This is a genomic window from Rhodococcus sp. P4_F5 (assembly GCF_056401315.1).
In genome coordinates, this window is record NZ_JBFUJP010000032.1 from 1 (window position 1) to 21,052 (window position 21,052).

At 64.4% G+C, this 21,052-nt stretch carries 21 protein-coding genes; 14 read left to right on the forward strand and 7 right to left on the reverse strand.

Going from position 1 to position 21,052, the window contains the following annotated elements:
- Window positions 1–396: 396 nt before the first annotated feature.
- On the forward strand, window positions 397–1,365 hold the full coding sequence (ccsB, locus tag AC1DU4_RS14345; RefSeq protein ID WP_477840863.1) for a c-type cytochrome biogenesis protein CcsB: 969 nt from the start codon (window positions 397–399) through the stop codon (window positions 1,363–1,365).
- Between the two features lie 398 nt (window positions 1,366–1,763).
- Window positions 1,764–2,159: a hypothetical protein gene (locus tag AC1DU4_RS14350; RefSeq protein WP_477840865.1), complete on the forward strand. Its 396-nt coding sequence runs from the start codon at window positions 1,764–1,766 to the stop codon at window positions 2,157–2,159.
- A gap of 143 nt (window positions 2,160–2,302) precedes the next feature.
- Here AC1DU4_RS14350 and AC1DU4_RS14355 read toward each other — a convergent pair whose 3' ends face one another.
- Window positions 2,303–2,683 (reverse strand): hypothetical protein, encoded by a 381-nt coding sequence (locus AC1DU4_RS14355; RefSeq protein WP_477840867.1) that lies wholly within the window; start codon window positions 2,681–2,683, stop codon window positions 2,303–2,305.
- 518 nt (window positions 2,684–3,201) lie between these two features.
- Between AC1DU4_RS14355 and AC1DU4_RS14360 the strand changes: the two genes are divergently transcribed.
- The 8 genes from AC1DU4_RS14360 to AC1DU4_RS14395 all read left to right on the forward strand — a co-directional run bounded on the left by AC1DU4_RS14360 (window position 3,202) and on the right by AC1DU4_RS14395 (window position 12,875).
- Complete coding sequence (locus tag AC1DU4_RS14360) at window positions 3,202–4,482, forward strand: metal-dependent hydrolase family protein (RefSeq protein ID WP_477840963.1); 1,281 nt, start codon at window positions 3,202–3,204, stop codon at window positions 4,480–4,482.
- A 326-nt stretch (window positions 4,483–4,808) separates the two neighbouring features.
- A complete protein-coding gene (locus AC1DU4_RS14365; RefSeq protein ID WP_477840869.1) occupies window positions 4,809–5,315 on the forward strand; it encodes a hypothetical protein in 507 nt (168 codons plus the stop codon).
- A 3-nt stretch (window positions 5,316–5,318) separates the two neighbouring features.
- Entirely contained in the window at window positions 5,319–7,304 is a 1,986-nt protein-coding gene (locus AC1DU4_RS14370; RefSeq protein WP_477840871.1) for a YhgE/Pip family protein, read from the forward strand.
- 95 nt (window positions 7,305–7,399) lie between these two features.
- A complete protein-coding gene (gad, locus tag AC1DU4_RS14375; RefSeq protein WP_477840873.1) occupies window positions 7,400–8,776 on the forward strand; it encodes a glutamate decarboxylase in 1,377 nt (458 codons plus the stop codon).
- A 133-nt stretch (window positions 8,777–8,909) separates the two neighbouring features.
- Window positions 8,910–9,551: a hypothetical protein gene (locus tag AC1DU4_RS14380; protein WP_477840874.1), complete on the forward strand. Its 642-nt coding sequence runs from the start codon at window positions 8,910–8,912 to the stop codon at window positions 9,549–9,551.
- Between the two features lie 105 nt (window positions 9,552–9,656).
- A complete protein-coding gene (locus tag AC1DU4_RS14385) occupies window positions 9,657–11,429 on the forward strand; it encodes an alpha/beta hydrolase (protein ID WP_477840877.1) in 1,773 nt (590 codons plus the stop codon).
- Window positions 11,430–11,703: 274 nt separating this feature from the next.
- On the forward strand, window positions 11,704–12,516 hold the full coding sequence (locus tag AC1DU4_RS14390; protein WP_477840879.1) for a tyrosine-protein phosphatase: 813 nt from the start codon (window positions 11,704–11,706) through the stop codon (window positions 12,514–12,516).
- A 224-nt stretch (window positions 12,517–12,740) separates the two neighbouring features.
- Window positions 12,741–12,875: a hypothetical protein gene (locus AC1DU4_RS14395; protein ID WP_477840881.1), complete on the forward strand. Its 135-nt coding sequence runs from the start codon at window positions 12,741–12,743 to the stop codon at window positions 12,873–12,875.
- Window positions 12,876–13,010: 135 nt separating this feature from the next.
- Here the strand turns inward: AC1DU4_RS14395 and AC1DU4_RS14400 are convergent, their stop codons facing one another.
- Both AC1DU4_RS14400 and AC1DU4_RS14405 read right to left on the reverse strand, forming a co-directional pair.
- Window positions 13,011–13,499 carry a hypothetical protein gene (locus tag AC1DU4_RS14400; protein ID WP_477840883.1) on the reverse strand — a complete coding sequence of 163 codons (489 nt, stop codon included), beginning with the start codon at window positions 13,497–13,499 and terminating at the stop codon, window positions 13,011–13,013.
- A 77-nt stretch (window positions 13,500–13,576) separates the two neighbouring features.
- A complete protein-coding gene (locus AC1DU4_RS14405) occupies window positions 13,577–14,074 on the reverse strand; it encodes a hypothetical protein (RefSeq protein ID WP_477840885.1) in 498 nt (165 codons plus the stop codon).
- A gap of 566 nt (window positions 14,075–14,640) precedes the next feature.
- On the opposite strand from AC1DU4_RS14405, the gene AC1DU4_RS14410 reads away from it, so the two are divergent.
- A complete protein-coding gene (locus tag AC1DU4_RS14410) occupies window positions 14,641–15,081 on the forward strand; it encodes a hypothetical protein (RefSeq protein WP_477840886.1) in 441 nt (146 codons plus the stop codon).
- Window positions 15,082–15,500: 419 nt separating this feature from the next.
- On the opposite strand, the gene AC1DU4_RS14415 is transcribed toward AC1DU4_RS14410, so the two are convergent.
- Window positions 15,501–16,295, reverse strand: a complete 795-nt coding sequence (locus AC1DU4_RS14415) for a thioesterase family protein (RefSeq protein WP_477840888.1) — start codon at window positions 16,293–16,295, stop codon at window positions 15,501–15,503.
- Between the two features lie 826 nt (window positions 16,296–17,121).
- On the opposite strand from AC1DU4_RS14415, the gene AC1DU4_RS14420 reads away from it, so the two are divergent.
- Both AC1DU4_RS14420 and AC1DU4_RS14425 read left to right on the forward strand, forming a co-directional pair.
- Window positions 17,122–17,715, forward strand: a complete 594-nt coding sequence (locus tag AC1DU4_RS14420) for a hypothetical protein (RefSeq protein ID WP_477840890.1) — start codon at window positions 17,122–17,124, stop codon at window positions 17,713–17,715.
- Window positions 17,708–18,034: a transcriptional regulator gene (locus tag AC1DU4_RS14425; protein WP_477840892.1), complete on the forward strand. Its 327-nt coding sequence runs from the start codon at window positions 17,708–17,710 to the stop codon at window positions 18,032–18,034. The genes AC1DU4_RS14420 and AC1DU4_RS14425 overlap by 8 nt, the downstream gene beginning before the upstream one ends.
- Before the next feature lie 132 nt (window positions 18,035–18,166).
- On the opposite strand, the gene AC1DU4_RS14430 is transcribed toward AC1DU4_RS14425, so the two are convergent.
- The 3 genes from AC1DU4_RS14430 to AC1DU4_RS14440 form a co-directional block, all read right to left on the reverse strand.
- Window positions 18,167–18,559 (reverse strand): hypothetical protein, encoded by a 393-nt coding sequence (locus tag AC1DU4_RS14430; RefSeq protein ID WP_477840894.1) that lies wholly within the window; start codon window positions 18,557–18,559, stop codon window positions 18,167–18,169.
- A gap of 20 nt (window positions 18,560–18,579) precedes the next feature.
- Window positions 18,580–19,221, reverse strand: a complete 642-nt coding sequence (locus tag AC1DU4_RS14435; RefSeq protein WP_477840896.1) for an AMIN-like domain-containing (lipo)protein — start codon at window positions 19,219–19,221, stop codon at window positions 18,580–18,582.
- A gap of 129 nt (window positions 19,222–19,350) precedes the next feature.
- Window positions 19,351–19,644 carry a hypothetical protein gene (locus tag AC1DU4_RS14440; protein WP_477840898.1) on the reverse strand — a complete coding sequence of 98 codons (294 nt, stop codon included), beginning with the start codon at window positions 19,642–19,644 and terminating at the stop codon, window positions 19,351–19,353.
- A 792-nt stretch (window positions 19,645–20,436) separates the two neighbouring features.
- Here AC1DU4_RS14440 and AC1DU4_RS14445 point away from each other — a divergent pair.
- Window positions 20,437–20,781 carry a hypothetical protein gene (locus AC1DU4_RS14445; protein ID WP_477840900.1) on the forward strand — a complete coding sequence of 115 codons (345 nt, stop codon included), beginning with the start codon at window positions 20,437–20,439 and terminating at the stop codon, window positions 20,779–20,781.
- Window positions 20,782–21,052: the final 271 nt, after the last annotated feature.

The following is a 21,052-nucleotide window of genomic DNA, read 5'->3' on the forward strand; positions in this document are numbered from 1 at the left end:
GGGCCACCCGGCTCGAGGCTTTCCTGCTCGATCATGCTCATAGGTTCGCCGTCATCCACGATCGACTCCTTCAAGCGTCCGAGCCCCTACTAGAAGTTCTCCGCCCCGACCACGAGTACGTCACGCTGGCACCCTAGTCAACGCCCGCGCGGGACGGCCGAGTCATCGACTTCTCGATGATCAATACCGCCCCGAGTGGCCGCAACTCGGGCTTACCGACCACCGCTGTAGGAATCATCAGCTGCCCGCAATAGACCGAACCCGAGGATGGCTAGGAGCCGGGACACGTCTATCGGCGCACCTCCAGCCTCACGCCCGCGCCGTCCAATCGGGGTGAGGGGTCACCCCCCGTCCTCTACTATCCACCGTAGTAGCCATTGGTCACGAGGGGGGCTCATGCCGGTCAGCACCACGCTGGCGCAGTACAGCGACTTCGCTTTCGCATCCGCGTTTGCGATCTATGTTCTTGCACTGGGTCTTTCGGCCTTCGACTTTGCGGGCTCGTCGGTTCGCCGCCGCGGCGCAGCGGAGGCCCGGGCCGTGGTCACCGTCGGCGCAACAGCCCCGGACGTGCCGGGGCGGATTGCGGCCGCAGACAGCAACCGCTCACCCAGCGAGCGGGCTGGACGTGCCGCCATCGCCGTGACGCTCGTTGCCCTGGCACTGAATGTGGCCGCGATCGTCTTGCGGGGCCTGGCGACCGAGCGGTGGCCGCTGGGCAACCTCTACGAGTACGCACTGTTCCTGTGCGCAGCAACCGTGGTGTGTTGGCTGGCCGCAGTGCGGCAGTACCCGATCCGCAACCTGACGGTCTTCATCCTCGCACCAGTGGTCGTACTCCTGTTCATCGCAGCAGCGGTGATGTACAACGACGCCGCTCCCCTGGTGCCGGCGCTGCGCTCCTACTGGATCGCAATCCACGTCACGATCATTGTCTCCGCGTGCGGGATCCTCACCTTCGCCAGCACAGCGAGCCTGCTCCACGTCGTCGCCGTCCACGGGCACAAGCGATCCCGCGGACCGCTAGCGTGGGTCGCCGACCGACTTCCCTCCGCGGAACTACTCGACCGGGTCGCCTACCGCACCACCATCGTCGGCTTCCCGCTGTACACAATCGGGGTCATCTGCGGTGCGATCTGGGCCGAAGCCGCATGGGGACGCTTCTGGGGCTGGGACCCGAAGGAAACCGTGTCCTTCATCGCGTGGGTGCTCTACGCCGCCTACCTACACGCCCGCGCTACCAGCGGATGGGGGAACCTTCGCGCATCGTGGATCAACGTCGCGGCCCTCGCCACCACACTGTTCAACATGTTCGCCATCAACTTCGTCGTCTCGGGCCTGCACTCCTACGCAGGCCTCAACTAGCGTTCAGCGGACTCGGCGCCCGCAATGAGAATGGGCTCCACGCGACCGATCCAGTCCAGCTTGCGCCGGCTGCGCATGTTCTGCCGGCGAGTGACGACATAGGCGAGGAGGTCCTGCTCCAGTTGGCCTCGCCCATTCCGCCGGAAGGCTGGAACTCCTCCAGATTTGTGTGATCTGAAGACGTCCTCAAGTGTGACTACCGACTGGTCGATCTATCCAGTTCGCATGCAGCCCAGCGCGCTCTGACATTTGGTGAACACCCCCTCCGACCTGTCACCGGTGCGGGTTGGTTCCGGCGTCCCATAGCAACGGGTACTGCTCGGCGGCGACGGCCGCGCACCTCTCGCCGCCACGGTCGCATGCCGGCGAGAACCGCGCGGCCGGTAGCGTTTCCGCGCGTGAGCTACGACATCGTCGCCTTCGACCCTGCCGCCACGACGGACAGCGACTTCCTCGGCTGGTACGACGCGCAGACCGAATGGGCCGAGGAGCACAACTACCGCGACGTCGCGGTGACCACACCAGAACTACGGGCCTTCTCCCGCGCGCTCGTTGAGGTCTTCCCGCCACTCGACGACCTCGACGGTCCCAGCTACGAGAAGCTCGCCGCCGACCCGACCTTCGAGGGAGGCCTCACCAGCCACAGCATCGGGTCAACGATGATCTACGCCTGCTTCAGCTGGGCGCTGGCCGAGCGTGCCACCGCGGTGTTCTGCCAACTCGCCGCCGAGCACAAGGTCGCGGTCGCACTGGTCAGCCACGACTCACCGGTCCCGATCATCCGCCCGCAGTAGCTCGTACGCAGTAGAAGTTCGCACCCCGGGCGACCGTCGAACGAGCACGCCGCAAGCTGCTCGTGATCACCCGGACGGCCACGGCATTCAGGTTCGCGCCGCGACTGCGACCCAGATTCCTGTCTCCGGCGCGGGCAGAGCGATCAGCGGCGGGGCGGATGCTCGGGCTCGTTGCACTGCCGGCGCGCTTCATCGGACAGCCACGGGCAGACCCGGGCGATCTGGACGAGCACCCGCTGCTTGATGACCGTGCCCGCACGGTCGGACAGCTGTTGTCCCCGGCTGGCACGGACGCCGTTGCGGTGGGCGTCGTAGTTCGATCCCGTGTGCCGCAGCCAGTTCACGCACAGCCGCTCGAGGAACGCCTCGCTCGAGGTGACCTCGGCGGGCCGCTTCCCCGGCGCCAGACGCCCGCAGTAGTGGGCGATCGCCCGGCGGATCAGCACCGGCGGCGGGAGCCGGGCGACCTGCACGTCGACCTGGGTGGCCGCGGTCATCGCCCCGGAATGGTCGGGCCGCGTCATCGTGCGCTCTCCGGCCCGGGTTGAACCCGGCCGCGGCCTGCTGCGCGAGCGCGTCCGCGGTGCCGGGATCCGGTGCGGTCGCACACGATCGCTTCAACACCACGCCGTTGATGTCGAGGACGCAGGTGACGTGCATGTCCTGGCCGGAGCCGGTGATGCTCGCGGGGGTGAGTCCGCGCCATGCCTGCCTCCGGGTAACCATGGTGATCCCTCCTTGCGGCGCCCGGCTGGTCGGTGCCGCGCTCGACGTCGCCGCCGCGATCTGCCTGGCGCACTGTCGCACGAGGGGAATCACAGTGTTGGCGCCGGACGTCAACGCGGCTCGTCGAGTTCCGGATGGATCGGCGTGACAGCCTCGCGACCGTTCTTGCGGTCCGCAGTACACCTCGGTTTAGTGTTTAAGCGTAAAATTTCCCTTTACGCATCGGGGATGTGTTCAATCTCGAATAGATAACTGTTCTTTGCTCTCGATCCTTGTTGAGACATACCCCTTTGCTATCCGCTTACCCTTCGCTGGTATGACGACTTCATCGAAAGCCAAGCGGCGGATTGTTTTTCGTGATGTACGTGTGTTCGACGGCACGTCCGACCGGCTCGTTGCCGGGGATGTCCTGATTGATGGCGACCGAGTTGCTGCGGTGTCGGAATCCCCGGTGGGTGAGGAACCGGGCAGAGAGACGCAGGTGATCGACGGCGGCGGCCGGGTGCTGATGCCAGGTATGTGTGACGCCCACGTACACCTGGTGGGCAACGCGAACTCGTACGTCGACATGGTGACGGGCTCGGAGAGTCACATCGCGATCAATGGCCTCGCCGAAGCAAAGAACATGCTGTTGCGCGGTTTCACCGCGGTCCGGGACATGGCCGGCGATACGGCCAGCATCAAGTCGGCAATCGATCGTGGACTGTTTCCGGGCCCGCGAATCTACCCGTCCCAGGCCGCGATTTCGCAGACCAGCGGACACGGTGACTTCGGCTTCGTCTACGAAGCGCCGACTGCGCTGGGCGGCGAGGAGTCGCGTGCCGAGCAGATCGGATTCATGCGGGTCGCGGACGGCGAGGCGCAGGTGCTGGCGTCGGTTCGCGAGCAGCTGAAGAAGGGCGCGTCTCAGATCAAGGTGATGGTCGGAGGCGGGGCCGCCTCGATGTACGACCCGCTGTACACGGTCCAGTTCACTGACAGCGAGTTGCGCGCAGCGGTGAACGCGGCCACCGACTACGGGACCTACGTCGCCACCCACGTATACAACGTCACCGGCATTCGCCGAGCGATCGAGGCCGGTGTCAGGTCCATCGAGCACGGCCACCTCGCGGACGAACCGACCATTGCGCTGTTGGCCGAGCGGGACATCTGGCTGTCCATGCAACCGTTCGCGCTCGGCGACCACCACTATCCGGACGCCAATCGTGCCGGGAAGGACCGCGAGATCTGCACCGGTGTCGAGAACGTGTACGGCTGGGCGAAAAAGCATGGGGTGAAGGTTGCCTGGGGAACCGATCTACTCCTCGAACCCCAGATCGCCCCGAGGCAGAGCGAGATGGCGGCCCGACTCGGTGACTACTACAGCAATGCCGACGCGCTGCGGATGCTGACGTCCGGCAACGCCGAACTGTTCCGGCTAGCAGGTGAACGTGACCCCTACCGGGAGGCCCCGCTCGGGGTCATCGCAGAGGGCGCGTGGGCGGACGTCCTGCTGGTCGACGGCAATCCGATGGAGGACCTCAGCCTGATCGGGGACCCGGGAAAGAACCTGTCGGTGATCGTGAAGAACGGCGAAATCGTCAAGAACGCAATCTGACCCGGTCCGCCGAGTCACCTGTATCGAACACGAAGTCAGTGCCGAACGCGCGTGCCGTCGATCCGATGGCCGGCGCAGGAGCGGGGTGTGAGTTGGTCGAAACAGCGATGGCGGAACACGAGGACTTCAGGGAACGGGATCCCGGGTCCCTCGTGTGCGCGAGGGCGATTGAGCTTCACGGGCCGTGGGGGCACGTATTCGGTCCGCTGGACCTGGACATCGACGAGGGTGGGGTGACGGTCCTCGCTGCGCAGGCGGGAGCCGCCCGAACGGCCTTGCTCATGACGTTGTGCGGCAGGATGCGTCTGTCGGGAGGGTCGCTGACCGTGCTGAGGCACAGGAACAGACCGGCGAAAGTCTTCGCGCAGTCTGCCATCGCCTGCCTCAACGAACTCGACGACGTCAGTCCCTCGGTGACGGTGCGCGACCTCGTCACCGAGCAACTGCGGTGGAACTCTCCGTGGATGAAATTCGTCCCGCGGGTCCGCGAGGACGGCGTGGAGCGCATGTGCGCGGAGGTCTTCGGTGACGTGCCCCTGCCGTCACTGAACGCCTTCGTCGACGATCTTCCCGAGATCCAGCAACTGCTGCTGCGGATCGCGGTGGCCAACACCCACCGCCCACCACTGCTCGTTGTCGGGCGAATGGACCGGATCGCCGACGACGAAGAACGGCTCAGCTTTCTCGAACGCCTTGTGGCGCTGGGTGAACGGCAGTCGGTGATCACTGCCGACGTCAATCCGCTGCCGGCCGGCAGTGGGGTGCGCGCCGTTGTAGACATGCACGGACTGCTCGGCGCAGGCGATGTCGGCGTCATGACCGAGGGGAAGTGACCCATGCTTGCAGGAATGTCCCTCGGCAGCGATTCGAAGCGGTACTTCCGCGGCGCCATGCCGCGGATCGCGATCATCACCATCATTCTCATGCCCCTGCTCTACGGTGCGATGTACCTGTGGGCCTTCTGGAATCCGTTCGGCGAGGTGAACAGGATCCCTGCCGCGATCGTCAACAACGACACCGGGCGCACCGCGACCGGGCAACAGCTCGATGCCGGTGACCAGGTCGTCAAGTCGCTGATCGCCTCTGGACAACTGGACTTGGCGGAGGTTTCCGAGAAGGAGGCTGCCGACGGTCTCGCGTCCGGAAAGTACTACTACACGATCAGCCTGCCCGAGAACTTCAGCGCCGCGGTCGAGTCACCGAACGGGGATAATCCGGAGCAGGCGGAGCTGATCTTCACCTTCAACGACGCCAACAACTATCTGGCGACCGTCATCGGGCAGGATGCGTCGGAGCAGGTGATCAACCAGGTGAACTCGACCATCGGCGCGCAGGGGGTCGGGCAGGTTCTCACCGGTCTGCAGAGCGCCGGGTCCGGCCTGAAGCAGGCTGCCGACGGCGCCGAACAGCTGGCCGCCGGAATCGACACCGCCAAGAGCGGTGCGGACCAACTCAGTTCGGGTGCGAACGAACTGGCGACGAACATGGTTACCGCGGAATCCGGATCGGCGCAACTGGCAAGCGGCGCATCCCAACTCGCGACCGCGATCGACGGGGCCACCACACCGTTGATCAACGCCCTCGACAGCGGCGCCGTCCCGAACATCGGCGGCCAGGTGTCCGAGCTCCGGCAGTCCCTCGAGGCTCTCGGGAACCGGCTGCCCGAGCCGGCGCCGCCCGCACAAGCCACCGCGGTCACGCAAGCGCTCGACATCCTCAGGCAGAGCTCGGATCCCCTGGTCCAGCGGGCGATGGCGGCACTGTCGCCGCTCACCTCCCAGCAGGTGCGCGGTGACACCGCAGAGCTGCAGGCGGAGATCGGTCGACTCAGCGGTGACGCCCGCGCGGTCGAATACCAGCTCACGGACCCTGACAGCCCTCTCCAGTCGGGTCTGGCACTGCTGCAGAACGGCGGGATCGCGTCGGACTTGAACCAGTTGCGTAGTGGCGCCAACGAGCTCAGCAGCGGTGCAGCGACTCTCAGCTCGGGCCTGGTCCAGCTGACCGAAGGCAGCAATCAGCTCGCCGGCGGCGCCGACCAGCTCGCATCCGGCATGGTCGAACTGCAGTCCGGTTCTGGCGAGCTCGCCACCGCGCTGGACCAGGGAGCCGGGCAGGTGCCGAGCTGGACGGACGAGCAGAAGACCGCGACGGCCGACACACTCTCGACGCCGGTCAAGCTCCAGCAGGACTACACGAACATTGCTCCCACCTTCGGCACCGGGTTCGCTCCGTTCTTCCTCTCCCTGGCCTTGTTCGTCGGCGGCATCATCACCTGGATGTTGCTGACGCCGTTGCAGTCCCGGCCGACAGTCGGTGGCGTGGGCCTGTACCGAACCGTGCTCGCATCGTACTGGCCGGCGTTGCTGGTGGGGATCTTGCAGGTGCTCATCATGTACACCGTCGTCCATTTCGGGGTCGGACTCGAGGCGAAGCACGTCCTCGGCACGGTCGCCTTCCTGATGCTCATCTCGGCGACCTACCTGGCGATGATCCAGGCCTTCAACGCCGTGCTCGGGGTCGCCGTCGGACGCGTGGCCACGCTCGCATTCCTCATGCTCCAACTGGTCTCCGCGGGCGGCATCTATCCCGTGCAGACAACGGCCAAGCCCTTCCAGTACATCCACCCGTTCGACCCGATGACCTACACCGTCAACGGATTGCGGCAACTGACCGTCGGCGAGCACGTCGACTCCCGGCTGTGGATCGCGATCGCTGTGCTGGTCGGGATCCTGCTCGTCAGTCTCACCGCCAGCGCACTCTCCGTCCGCCGCAACCGGCAGTACACGATGGAGCGGCTCTACCCACCCGTGGAGGTGTGACCAACAGACGTACCCGAGAACCGGGCGGTTGCGCGTCATCGTGCCCGGGAATGCCCCAACACTCGTGATCACTGGAACTCAGTATTGGAGAAAAGATGTCGAACTTCTTTGAGGCTCCCGCTGAAACCCTCGCTCCCGCATACACGGGACGGCTCGGAACCGACGCCATCCCGGCACTGCGGATGCCGAAGGCCGAAACCGATCCGGAGGCCGCCTACCGGTTCATCCACGACGAGCTGATGCTGGACGGCAGCTCGCGGTTGAACCTGGCGACATTCGTCACCACCTGGATGGACCCCCAGGCAGATCGCCTGATGGCTGAGACGTTCGACAAGAACATGATCGACAAGGACGAGTACCCGCAGACCGCCGAGATCGAGACGCGCTGTGTGAACATGGTTGCCGCTCTGTTCAATGCGGAGGGGCTCGACGAGTCCGATCCCGCGTCCGCAACGGGGGTGTCCACGGTCGGCTCGTCGGAGGCGGTGATGTTGGCCGGCCTCGCGCTGAAGTGGCGTTGGCGTGAGGCACGGGGGGCGGCAGGCAAGGATTCGGCCCGCCCCAACCTCATCATGGGCAGCAACGTCCAGGTCGTATGGGAGAAGTTCTGCCGGTACTTCGACGTCGAACCGAAGTACCTCCCGATGGAGAAGGGCCGCTACGTCATCACGCCGGAGCAGGTCCGGGAGGCCGTGGACGAGAACACCATCGGTGTGGTCGCAATTCTCGGTACGACGTTCACGGGCGAACTCGAGCCGGTCGCCGAGATCTCCGACGTCCTCGACGAGATCGCCGCGAAGGGTGGCCCCGACGTCCCGCTGCACGTCGACGCCGCAAGCGGCGGATTCGTGGCGCCCTTCCTGCATCCGGAACTCAAGTGGGACTTCCGCCTCCCCCGGGTGGTCTCGATCAACGTCAGTGGCCACAAGTACGGCATGACGTACCCGGGCATCGGCTTCGTCGTGTGGCGCTCGAAGGAGCACCTGCCCGAGGACCTGGTCTTCCGGGTCAACTACCTCGGCGGTGACATGCCGACCTTCACTCTGAACTTCTCGCGTCCGGGCAACCAGGTCATCGGGCAGTACTACAACTTCATCCGGCTCGGTGTCGCCGGCTACACCCAGATCATGGAGTCGCTACGTGACACCGCGCTGATGCTCTCGTCCGAGATCGCGAAGATCGACCACATGCGGATCATCACCGACGGCAGCGCGATTCCCGTGCTGGCGTTCGAGGTCGAGGGCGACCCGGGGTTCTCCGTGTTCGACATCTCCCACGAACTGCGGGCCCGCGGCTTCCAGGTACCTGCGTACACCATGCCGGCCGATGCGGAGGATGTCGCGGTACTGCGAATCGTATTGCGAGAGGGCTTCAGCCGGGACATGGCCTACAAGCTGGTACTGGCGATCAGGGACGTCGCGGCTCGGCTCGAGGCAGGTGCCGAGCACACCGCGAAGGGGTTCGCGCACTGAGCTGACGGGCAGATGAGGCGCAGGTGCGGATGAGCACCTGCGCCTCCCCTGACGTGTGAGTAAGGGACGAGATCGCCGCACGTGCAGGGGAAGTCGGACAACCCACCTGTACCTCTATTCAAGAGAGTGCCACATGCTGATTCATCCAACTCTGCGCATACAGTGCTGGGGATTCGTCATCGGATCTCTCCTGTTCGCCCTCGGATCCGCACCCTGGATATCAGTGGCGATTGGCACCGCCGCCGCGAACACCTCCTTCTTCGTCGGTTCGTGGTTCTTCACCGGCGCGGCGTTCGTGCAGTTGATGCTGAGCGGGGCTGCGACCACCACCGACCACGGCACACCGGCGATTCGAGCCGAGTGGCTCTCCGCGGCAATCCAATTACTCGGCACACTGCTGTTCAACATCAGCACCGGCGCTGCGCTGCACGCACACACGATCAAGAGTGAGACCCACCTCGTGTGGAATCCCAACGCCGAGGGATCGGTCGCCTTCCTGCTCAGCAGCGCCCTGGCCGTCCTGATGCTGTTGCGGGCCAACCAGATCTGGGAACCGCGGTCGAAGGACTGGCAGAGCGTGTGGCTGAACATGCTCGGGTCGATCGCATTCGGAGTGTCCGCCGTGGGCGCGTTCATCACCCGCAACGGCACCGTAATGGACGACGTCCTGGCTACCGGCGGCACGTTCGTCGGTGCGCTCTGCTTCCTCGCGGCTTCGGCACTCTTCCTCGGCAAGGACGAACGGCTGGCCGAGGAGTTCACCGCCGCGACCTGAGTGACACGAACCCACAGCCCTGATCCACCGCTGAGCGAGTCGGCGTGAGCGTCTCGTAAGCGCGAGAGCAAGCAGAATCAGAGTGAGCCGGAGGTATCAACACCCATGACCACCACGACGGAGATGGATCCGCCGGACGAGGCGGTGCCACAGACGGGCACACCGCAGAGTCCGTCTGACCCGCGAACGCCGGGACTACTGTCGCGTACCCTGTCTCGGTTCTTGTTGTGGCTCAGGCGTTTCCACCCAGTCGGCCTGGCCGGAGCCTTGCTGTTCTATTGCTGGTCGCTCTCTCCGTCCCTGCTCCCACGCGTCTGGTATCTGCAGGGTGTAGCCACTGGAATCAGCCTGGTCACCGGGTACGGGCTGGGTGTTCTCATCGCCTGGATCGTGCACAAACTCGGGGTACACATGAACTGGTCCACCTCCATGAAGAGGATCGGTTGGTACCTGTTCGCCGCTACCGCGCTCGTCATCGTCCCGCTGTTTCTTGTTCTCGGTTCGTGGTGGCAGGACATCAGTCGCGAGTTGGTCGGTATGGAGCCGGGAAGCGACTGGGATTATCCCGGAGTGCTCGCCGTGGCGGTGCTTGTCGCGTTGCTCCTGTTGATGGCTGGGCGCGGGCTTCGCCGTCTGGCACACCTGCTGAATCGACTCACGATCCGGTTTCTTCCCGCACCTGTCGCCCGAGGCCTGAGCGTCGTCGTCGTCGGCGTTGTCGTGGTTCTCATGGTCGAGGGGTTGGTGTCGACCGAGATTGCTCGGATCGCAAATGGTTCGGCAATCGCCGCAGATGAGGGCACCCCGGACGGCGTCACTCAACCAGCTGCCCCGGAACGTTCCGGCTCCGATGCCTCGCTCGAACGGTGGGATTCGCTTGGCCGCGAAGGACGCACTTTTGTCGCCGGCGGCCCGGATCCGCAGGAACTCTCCGAGGTCACCGGCGAACCGGCACTCACACCTATTCGTGTCTACGCAGGCTATCGATCCCTCGAAGGAACCGGTGCCGAGCCTGGTGACGAGTCGATGGAGATTCTCGCCGATCATGTCGTCGCGGAACTCGAGCGCACCCGCGCATTCGACAGGGAGTACCTGGCCGTGGTCACCACCACGGGACGGGGTTGGGTCAATCAGGATGTCGCCGCCGCTCTGGAGTACCTCGCGGGCGGCAATTCGGCGATCGCGGCCATGCAGTACTCGTTCCTCCCCAGCCCCTTGGCTTTCCTCGCCGACCGGGTGTCACCACGAACTGCCGGTCGCGCTCTGTTCGAGGCCGTGTACGACCGGTGGAGTCAGCTCCCACCGCAATCGCGGCCGAAGTTGCTCACCTTCGGTGAATCCCTCGGGTCGTACGGCGGCCAGTCGGCGTTCTCCGGCGTACAGGACATGATCACCAGAACGGATGGCGCTCTGTGGGTGGGAACCCCCAATTTCACCGAGCAGTGGCGTCGCATCACGGATTCGCGCGACCCGGGGAGTCGCGAGATCCTGCCGGTTGTGTACGGAGGTCGGAACGTACGTTTCGCGGCCACACCCGCTGATCTGGGCGATACCGCCGGTCTCGGCGTATGGGATTCCCCCCGGATCGTGTACTGGCAACACCCGAGCGACCCCATCGTCTGGTGGTCTTCAGACCTGATTCTCCACCGCCCCGACTGGCTTGCCGAGGAACACGGCTCCGACATCGACAAGGGCATGTCATGGATCCCCTTCGTGACGTTCTGGCAGGTCACGTTGGACATGGTGTTCGCCGCCGAGGTTCCTGGCGGACACGGGCACTCCTATACGACAGAAGCAGCACTCTTCTGGGCGGATATCCTCGGAATCGACGATTCCGGGCTTGTCGATCGAATTTTTGAAAGAATGAACTCCCAGTAAGCACTGATGAACAAACCGCCAGGTAGTTATGACCTGCGTCTCCTACGAGGATCAATCAAATTTCGGGAACCTGGCGCATGAGTAGCCCAGCGGACCACCTGATTCAGTAGGACAGCGAGGCCATGTCACGGCCATCAGTTCGCGGGCCACGGTACCGCTGCAGAAGCCGTAGGTTCATCGAGATTGTGGACGACGACTCCTGACAAGTACCTCGTCGAGATAAGTCACACGCCAATCAGCATTCGCCGCCACCAGTCCTCTGCAACAATTGGGTATGGCGAATGACGAAGGAGCACATTCCGACAACCTGGCCGTACTTCCCAACTTGAGAGACATCGGAGGAGTGAACGCGGGAAACCATTGGCGAGTTCGCACGTCAATTGTCTACCGTTCCATCGAATTGCACCGCCTCCCCGCCGACGACCACAAGTTCAGCCTCCTCGGCATCAAAACGATTTACGATTTACGCACCGCCGCTGAGCGGATCGCGGCACCCGACCCTCAGTTGGACGGAGTCAGCTCGTGCGCCCTGGACGTACTCGCCGACTCCGCCACTGCGCTCCCGGCAAATCTCGCCTCAGCGATCGACGACCAGGGCACCATCGCAAGAATCGGAGAAGCGCTCGGCGGTGGTCGAGCAGGCGAGATGATGGTCGACACCTACCGCCAGATAATTTCTCTGCCCAGTGCGCTGGCTTCCTACAGGTCTCTTTTCGAGGGACTGGCCGGCGGATATCCAAGCCCATCGCTCTTCCACTGCACCACCGGCAAGGACAGAACGGGTTGGGCTGCAGCAGCGTTGCTGAGCATTCTGGGAGTTGATCGATCCGAGGTCTACCGCGACTACCTGCTTACCAATGACCAACTGATCCCTGCACTGCATCCCGTGTTCGCCAAGTTCGAAGCTGCCGGCGGCGATCCAGATGTGCTACGCCATGTCCTCGGAGTCGACAGGTCTTATCTCGATGCAGCTTTCGACGAGATGGACAAGCGATACGGCAACATCGAAGGATACTTCGTCGACGGACTGAAGCTCGAGGAGCACACGATCACCGCACTCAAAGAGCAACTACTCGAACCTCGCTGACATGAACACCGTGCCGTAGTCGACGACCACGCACTCGATCGGTACCGCCACGTCGCAAACCGACGCCAAGCCAATGCGCGACGGACTTTCCGACGCCCGTCTCTTCCCGCTCGCCGATCGCCAAAACGGACAGTTAGTGGCAGGGCCCCGTCCGTCCGCATCCATCCAGCGATACGCGCCCGGCACAGTGCCTCCAGCGCCTCGTACTCGGCGCGCCAGCGGGCATGATCCCCCGCTGTTCCTGGCCACATCTGCGAGCGCCACTTCGTTGGGGCGACGCGCTGACGGCGCTGGTGCTCCCGGCCTTCGAGCTGAACGGCGAGTTCCTGAGCGCCATGGCCGTCGAGCAGCATGCCTGAGCCGACCATGTCGGGCCGCGCCGGGACGCGACCGACTCGCAGAGCTGAGCGAGCTGAGCAGACAGGTGATCGCCGCCTCGCGCGACTACGCGGGCAGACTCCGGCCGCGTGACTCCGCGCGATCCGAACTGAGCCTCAGCGACCGAACAGACGGCCGAAGGACCCACCCCTGCCCGACGCGAGCGGCGCCCACTCGAGGTTCCACAGCTCCTCGACCGTGATCCTGGCGAGGCGGCAGACGAACTCCAGGTGCGCGTCCTCCGGGTCGTCCTCGGTCTCGAACACCGCCTCGGCGTCGATCGGGGCGCCGAGGTCTTCGGCGACCTCGCGCTCGGCGAGCACTCGAAGGCGGGGGTCGTCGCCGAACGACTGGACCACGTAGACGTCGCTCGTGCCACCGAGGGTGACGAGCACCGTTCCCGCGGGCGGCTCGGAGAGCTGCGGAAGCTGCTGGAGATCGAGACCGGGATCCACGAGCACCACGTGAGCGCCGACCTGCGCGGCCGACGGGACGGCCGCGGTGCTGCGGCTCGCGTCGTCGAAGTCGATGGTCGGTTCGGCGTCAGCTCCGAAGGCCGAGAGGTCGGTGTTCGGCACGAAGCCCAGCATGAAGTTCATCGACATTGCGACAGCCTAACGACCGGGGACGGCGGTTCCCCGGATCGAGAAGCCGCCGTGCGCCGCCGGGGTGGCGCGCGCTCCTAGCCGTCGGCCCGCCCGTCCGCGTACTGCGCGACCACGCGGTCACGCCAATCGCGGAAGTCGTCGAAGTTGCCGGCGAGCGCCTGCCGTAGCTCGGCAGCGCTGTTCACCCAGTCCACGTCCTCCGGATCCGGAACGTCTCCCGGGGCATGGTTGGCGCCGGCGACGACATAGGTCGGGTTGCCCTGCGGATTGGCGATGAGGAACCCCGCCGCGACGCACAGCTCATAGATGAACGTCGTCTCCTCGTCCGACAGCGAGGCGTGATCGATCCCACCGCTCAGCGGCTCCTCCTGATCGAGCGGGTCGAGGTACAGGTCGGTCCAGTGGCCGTCGAACGAGAGCGCCTGCCCGTCCGCATCGACCAGAAGCGAACCTTGGCCGTCGCTGTCCACCGCGCGCAGGCCGCGCGCCTCGAGGAAGGCGGCGACGGCATCGCGATCCGCGTCGCGCTGCTCGTCTCCCTGGACGCGTACGAAGATCAGCGAGAATCCCATGCCCGGAATACTGTGTCGTCGCGTGTCCCTCCGCAAGGAAGACAATGACGATCGCCTCGTAGGCTTGCCGACATGGAAGAGTTGCAGTTCCAAGGGACAAATAGGCTGGAATCATGACAAATGCGGGACATACTCGTCCTGGCAACATGGGGATTTCAAGATCTTTACACGACATCTGTCCACGAAATTCCGCGCGAGGACGTCCTTTTGCACTGATCCTCGGCGCCTCCGGCACTCCATCATCACCACCAAGGCCGCGCAGGAGCATGCCCGTTACCGCTCCTCCGCCCAACGGGTGGTTCTGCATCAGGCAGTACTGGCACCCGATACTGACACGGCATTCGACCACATGCGCCGCGAGGCACCCAGAGAGCATGCGCGCCACGACGACCCGGTTTGAAGCTTGATCGCCGCCACTGTGCCGGCAGGGCGAGTTCAGCGTTCGAGCGCTAGGCGTTGTGCGCTCACGGCACGACAAAGGCGCCGGTTCCGGCGATGCTCTCGTAGCCCGTCGTCATCGATGCGGCTACGAGTAACACACATCCCGCCGAAACCGACTCATCGGTATGAAGACCTTGCCGCCGGCTCACCTGTCCCTCATTGCTCTTGCGGCCTGTGCCGCTACAGCGCTGGGGGCCGCACCTACGGCCTCCGCCGAGGTCGTCGACCTGACTATTGCCCCCGGCCTCAGCGCGGGACCGACCACCCCGTTCGGCGTCGGATGCACATATCTGGTGGTGGCCCGCACCGAAGAACTGGTCGAGCCGCGCACCGACATTGTCGACTACACCAACGAATCGACCATGTTTCCCCAGGACCTCGCCTGGAACATCGACCCGTACTACAGCACGCCGGTGATCCTCGGGCACAAAGTCACATTGTGGACCCCGACGGCGCCGGGTGAGCATTCGCTGATGGCATATCAGACCTCAGCCGGCGGACCCATTCAGACGGTCACCGTCAACCCCGCCACTCCCCTCGGTCCGGGTTGCATTGTCGCACCATGACGGGGTTCCGATAGCTGGCGTTGCCGCGGTGCTGACCTCATCTCAGGCCACGACGAACCGGGTGGCAGTCGAGTGCCAGTCCGGACGGCCCTGACGTCGCGCTCACAGTGCGCGCCCCGCTCTCGGCCGAGGCGCGGGTGTTGAGGGCAATCCTCGCCACCATCGACGGCGCCAGCAGTCCACGGGCGTGACCTGCGGGATCGTCACGGGCGACAACCCAACGCGATTCACCCCAGTCCTCCAGGCGGTCCGGGTGCGGCTGCCGATTCGGTCAGGGGACCGTCCGAACGTCACCCGGACACGAGTTCGGCTGATGGTGCGTCAGTTATTTGCACCGCTGACGTGGGCTGCCAACCATCGCTGAACCAGCGACATAGCCAACAGGGAACGTCGCTTGTAGCGACCTTCGAACGAAGTGGTCAGGATGGGCTCGGGGCGGTGAAGTCAATTTGACGGCGGGCGTTGGACATTGTGGTGACAACGCAGGTTCCCAGCGGGCCGACGCGGTCATAGAGGGTGGCGGTGCCGATCGAGATGCCTTCTGAGGCAACGGTGCTGTCGGCCCGCAGCCCGAGCTCGTACCCGAGTGGAAGTCTCGACAGCGTGAGGGTCGCGTCGGTATTTATGTACCCGGCGCCGTGCGAGCCCCAATGGCACACGTGGTTGGCGGCATCGCTGAGGAACGCGGCGCGTTGGAACGGCGAGATCGGCTCGCCTTCAACGAGTGGGGGAAGAGTGTGCCAGGAAATCTTGCGATCGGCGTTCTGGTTCGCTGCGAAGTCGTGTGTCCATTCGCGATCACCACTCTTGAACAGCGGCGGTGATCCCTCCGGGGACACGCACCCTTCTGGCGGCATGGGCAGATCCGGTGCGGGGCTCCACACCCGTCCTTCCGGTTCGACGCCTGTGGTCAGGAACGCCACCGAGGCCCGTGCCCGCACCTTTCCGTCCTGCACGATGGACGCGTCCGCGACCGTGATCCGTGTGCCCTGACGGACGATTTCGCTACCTACCTGGATCGGTTCGTTGGCAACGGGGCTGAACAGGTCCACGGTCAGCCTGGCGGGAATGAATCCCGTTGGGCAGTGGGTCTCGAGCTGACGTGCCATCAGGCCGCAGATGCCGGTGCCACTGAGCTGGGTCTTCGACCAGGGACTGACGGCAAGTTCTTCCGCCACCAGTAGATCCCCACGCTTGCTGAAGAAGCTGACCATCCGGTTCCTCCCATAGTCCAGACACGCAAAACTAGAACACGTTATCGCGTGCAGCGACCGTTGTCTCATGTTCCTCTTCATCGGCATCAAACCGGTCGATCATGGAGGTGAGAACCAATTCGGGCCCGCCGACTATCGGCCGGCCGTTACCGGTCATTCCGGGGAAGTCGGCGGCGCGTCTTGTTGCTATCGAATTACTGTGGCTGGGCCGTCTCTTGCCCCCAGGGGACGGCCGACCCCGCCAGCCCGCCCCACGGAACTGGCGGGGCCACCCCAAAGTTAGTTAGCTCGGAGAACTCCCCGCCATCGCAGTCGAGGCGCACTGCTGCCGTTCTCGTGATCTCGGTGCGCGATTGCATGCCTGGTTGGTACTTTTCCGGGCAGGCAGGAAGGGCCAAGGGGGGAAATGGCAGGCGTTATCGCAGTCATTGTCGGGTTCTTCGCCATCCTTAGCGTGGCGGTTGCGGCGATGGAGAGGCTAGACCGGCGAGATGACTGGGACCCCGATGAGTTGAATTCCGGCCCTCCCGTTTCAATCGACGATTGACACCCCCGACCATCCGACCTGGTCGAGCACATCGAGACCCACCTTCGAATCCGACTCCCACGGATGCTGGCTGGACACGCTGACCCGGCGCCGCCAAGGGGAACCTCTCCCAAGGTTCGATGGGGGTTCGATTCCCCCGGCGGGCACCGCCCAGCCCAGCCAGCTCTTGGGGTGTTCACCCATCAGCGCCCGTTGCGTTCACCTATTGGAACCGCGGACGATTTTCGAACAACGGGTTTCAGGGTTGACGCATTTCACTCTGCAATGCAGAGTCAAGGCATGTCAGCCAACGACTTCTCCGCGGCCACCTTCGACAAAAGGGCGACGGATGCGGCTCAGCGTGTGCGGCTGGCGCGCCGAGTCGCATCGACGAATTTACTGATGATGGGCCTGGGCGCCACGGCGATCGGCATCTCGATCCTGGCGGACCAAGGGCCAGGGGGCTGGATTCAGGTACTGACCGTCCCTGCCGTGTTCCTCACCCTGTGGGCAATCGTCTACCTCCGCGTCCAGGCCATGGGGATCCGGAAGCGTGGCGCCGGCTACTACCCGATCGCCCTGGTTGCGGTTCTGTCCATTTTCTTCGGACTGCTTCCCCTGATCTACAATCTCGGCGCATTGTCCCTGCTAGGCGTTGGGTTCTTCGCCATCGGATGGCGTGAGCGGTGCTGGCCGGTCTGGGCGGCAGCGCTCGCCGCGATCGTCGTGGGGCTGGCAACAGTGAGCGAACCGGTCCGTCGATTGCTCGGGATCGAGGAAACCCTGACGAGCTACGTCTGGTCAGGCATCGCCACACTCGTTCTGGCGGTCATTGCCTTGACCGGAGCGGTCCAGTGCAGAATCGCCGAGAGCCAGGGACTGCGAGTTGGCTGACACGCACCACCCCATCACCGGCCTCGATGACACGGTTCACCAGCGAGTGCGGCTCGCCATCATGACCACCCTGTGTGATGGCATGGAGCTCGAATTCTCCTACCTGCGAACCACATTGGGGCTGACGGACGGAAACCTCGGCCGACACCTCGAACTCCTGGCCCAGCACGGCTACATCTCAATGCGAAAGACCTACAACGGCCGTCGCCAGCGATCGTGGATCCAACTGACTCCCGTCGGGGAAGCTGCACTCTCGGCCGAGGCGCGGGTGTTGCGGGCAATCCTCGCCACCATCGACGGCGCCAACCCTCCGGAGTAGGTGCCATGAGCAGTCGGCCGGCTAACGAGGTGCCGACGCTCCGCGGATCTTCGTGTGGCGACCGATTCGGCATAGTGCAGATGGCCAGAAGTGCATTGAGGAGACGCTCACCACCGGCACCGACCGCACTGCTCAGTCGGGACTCGCGACGTCTGCCAGCGCCCGCTCCAGCGGTGGACAGATGACCAGCGCGCACAGGTACGCGACCACGGCAATCAGGTAGGGCGCGAGCACCTGACCAAAGCCCAGCCATACGGACACCGGGACGCTGAGCAGCAGCGTGGAGAAGCCGACAGTGAGGGCGAACATCTGCCGCCACCGCCACGGCCGCGGCGCCGTCACCCGCCCGAACATGATCGCGATCCGGGCACCCGCGAGTGCGCACACCCCGATCAATAGCCCGGCCACCCCGGCGATCGGCAGTGCGAGGACCCAGAACACCGCGGGGGCTTCGCGCACGAGCCACACCGCGGTCACCAGCGCTACCGCGATGGGGATGGTGAACAGTCGGCCCTGCCAGGTCATCGAGACGCTGATCCTGTTCCTCAGGAGGCTATTGCGACGAGGATCGCAGGGCGATCGGTCGAGGCGTCGACCGCTACCGCGGGCGTCCCGCTTCTGATTCCCACAAATGTCTGAGCGAGACCGTTACTGCTCGGGTAACCGAGTATCTCAACCACTGCGGATGCGTCGCCATCGGGCGACAGCCGGATCGGCAGCTCGTCGCTCCCCCAGGCCGCGCCCGAGTCCACTCCGGTCAGGTCGATCTGCAGAATGCACGAACCCGAGATGAACACAGCGCCACCCGCACCTTGCAGCAGTGGCATCTGAACGAAGCGGGCGGTCCATCCAATTGCTCCGTCGCCACTCAGGCGGAAGACGATGGTATCGCCACTGGCGGTACGGTCCATCTCGATCGAATCCAGGGTGGGTAGGGCAGGCACAGGCGGCGGCACCTCCCCGGGTTGCACTGGCACCAGCGCTGCGCTGGGTCGTGCCAGCAGCGGATTGCCGACGAGAAGGCGTCCGGAGAACGACTCGAACTGTCGGCAGGGCACATCCTTCGTCGCGCCGCCAGCCTCGGGACCCGGATGGTGTGCGTCCCGGGTTCCGCACGCGGTCACCGACACCCCCGCTGCAAGTACGAAGGCTGTTGCCCTCACCCCGGTTCGCTTGGCTGCGAGCACGCTGCATTCCCTCTCGCGGTCATCGGTCCAGGATGCGATCGTGCCCGCCGCAACTCCAGACAGAGGAGGCGGACTTCAGCACTCGACCGGCACCGCAGGCCGCAACGGAGCACCACCGCGTTGGGCAAACTACCCAGACGCCGCCGGCGCAGCGCCCTCCGGAACGAACGCGCCCTCACCAACACTGAGCACTGCCCCGGTGTTTGCATCGATGAGCACCGACTTGACCTTCGACGATCGAAGAAGATCACGATCCTCATCGGAGAGTCCCTCCAGATGATTCGAGTTCGAGTCTTTCGCCTTCGCGACGGCCACCTCCACAGCCGCCACCACACCCTTGTCCGGTACACCCTGCGCAGACTCGCTCGGAACCGCATAGGACGGAGCGAAACTGAACGCCACCACCCCCACCGCAGCGACCACGACAAGTTGGCGCCTCGCCGAAACCATAGATGACCCCCGCCTCTGCAATGGATGGAACGGCAGCCCGACCATACCCGTTCGTCACGTGATTCATCGGAAGGCCGTCGGCGCACGGATCACGCTGCGGCGCAACACCGTAGCGTTCAACAGATCAGAACTGAACCAYGCCGCGATCCCGTCAACACAAGCCCTGGCGGGCCGTCCAGCGACCAGGTCCTCGAAAGCCGGCGACAGCCGCGACCTGTATAGCCGGACGACCGGCAAAGTCGTCGTCGGGCTCAGCCTGCCGAACTATCACGTCGGTCACGGCCCCCGTATCCGAACACTGTTCGGCGGCCAATCAAAAGCAGCGGGTGTTGCTGGAGGCCCCCCTAACGTCGCCGCCACGCTGGAACGCATCCAGATTTGTGTGATCAGGAGCCATCCTTAAGTGTGACTACCGACCGGTAGGCCTATCCAATCCGCATGCAGCCCACCACGCTCCGTCATTGGTGAACACCCCTCCATAGGGTATTCACCCATCAGTGTCGATCGGGTTCACCTATCAACCCGCCAGTGACGGAATCCAGGCATTTCCGGCCGAATTTTCGGATCTACGTCGACGACCCGCCGTCTGCAGAACTTCGGTGGGCACTTCCCGGTCCATGGTCTCGTCCACGTGTGGTGTGCGGTGTGCCGTGGTGTGAGTGAGTAGGAATCGGCCGGCTATCAGCGACACGGGAGGCGCGGCGATCGTTGATCGTTGCGTGCTGAAGCAAGGTGGGACATCCAACCATCTGCCATCCTAAGTCGATGACCGGTGAAGGCCCCCACGGACGGCACGACGACCGTGTAAGGCGCAGCGAAGATCCACCTCCCAGCCGCGACGAGATCCTGGCCATGATGAATCAACGACTTGAAATCGTCACCGCTATTTTGGCCGGCGTAGACCGCCGCAGCGAGCTGATCACGGTTGTGGCAGGGGCATCCGATGACGATGCAGCCCGACAAGCCGTAATGGGACTACTCGGGGTGACGGAAACAGGTGCTGCCGCCATCCTCGGGATGCAGGTCAGGAGGTTCAGCGCTCAGGAACGGCAGCGCATTCAGCTCGAACGAAGCGAAATTGAAGCGGAATGTCGAAGACTCGAGTCGTAACCAGCGGCCACAACCGCATTGACCGACGTAGAGCAGGTCAGGGGACTGCCCCTAGTACAGCTGACTCGTCACCCCAACCGGAAGCAATCCTCCCGTCGCCGTTCAGACGGCGCCGGCAAGTCATCGAACCGGTGACGGCACACCTGACTAGCTCAACCTGGAGTTAATCCAGATCTGTGTGATCAGGAGCCATCCTTAAGTGTGACTACCGACCGGTAGGCCTATCCAATCCGCATGCAGCCCACCACGCTCCGTCATTGGTGAACACCCC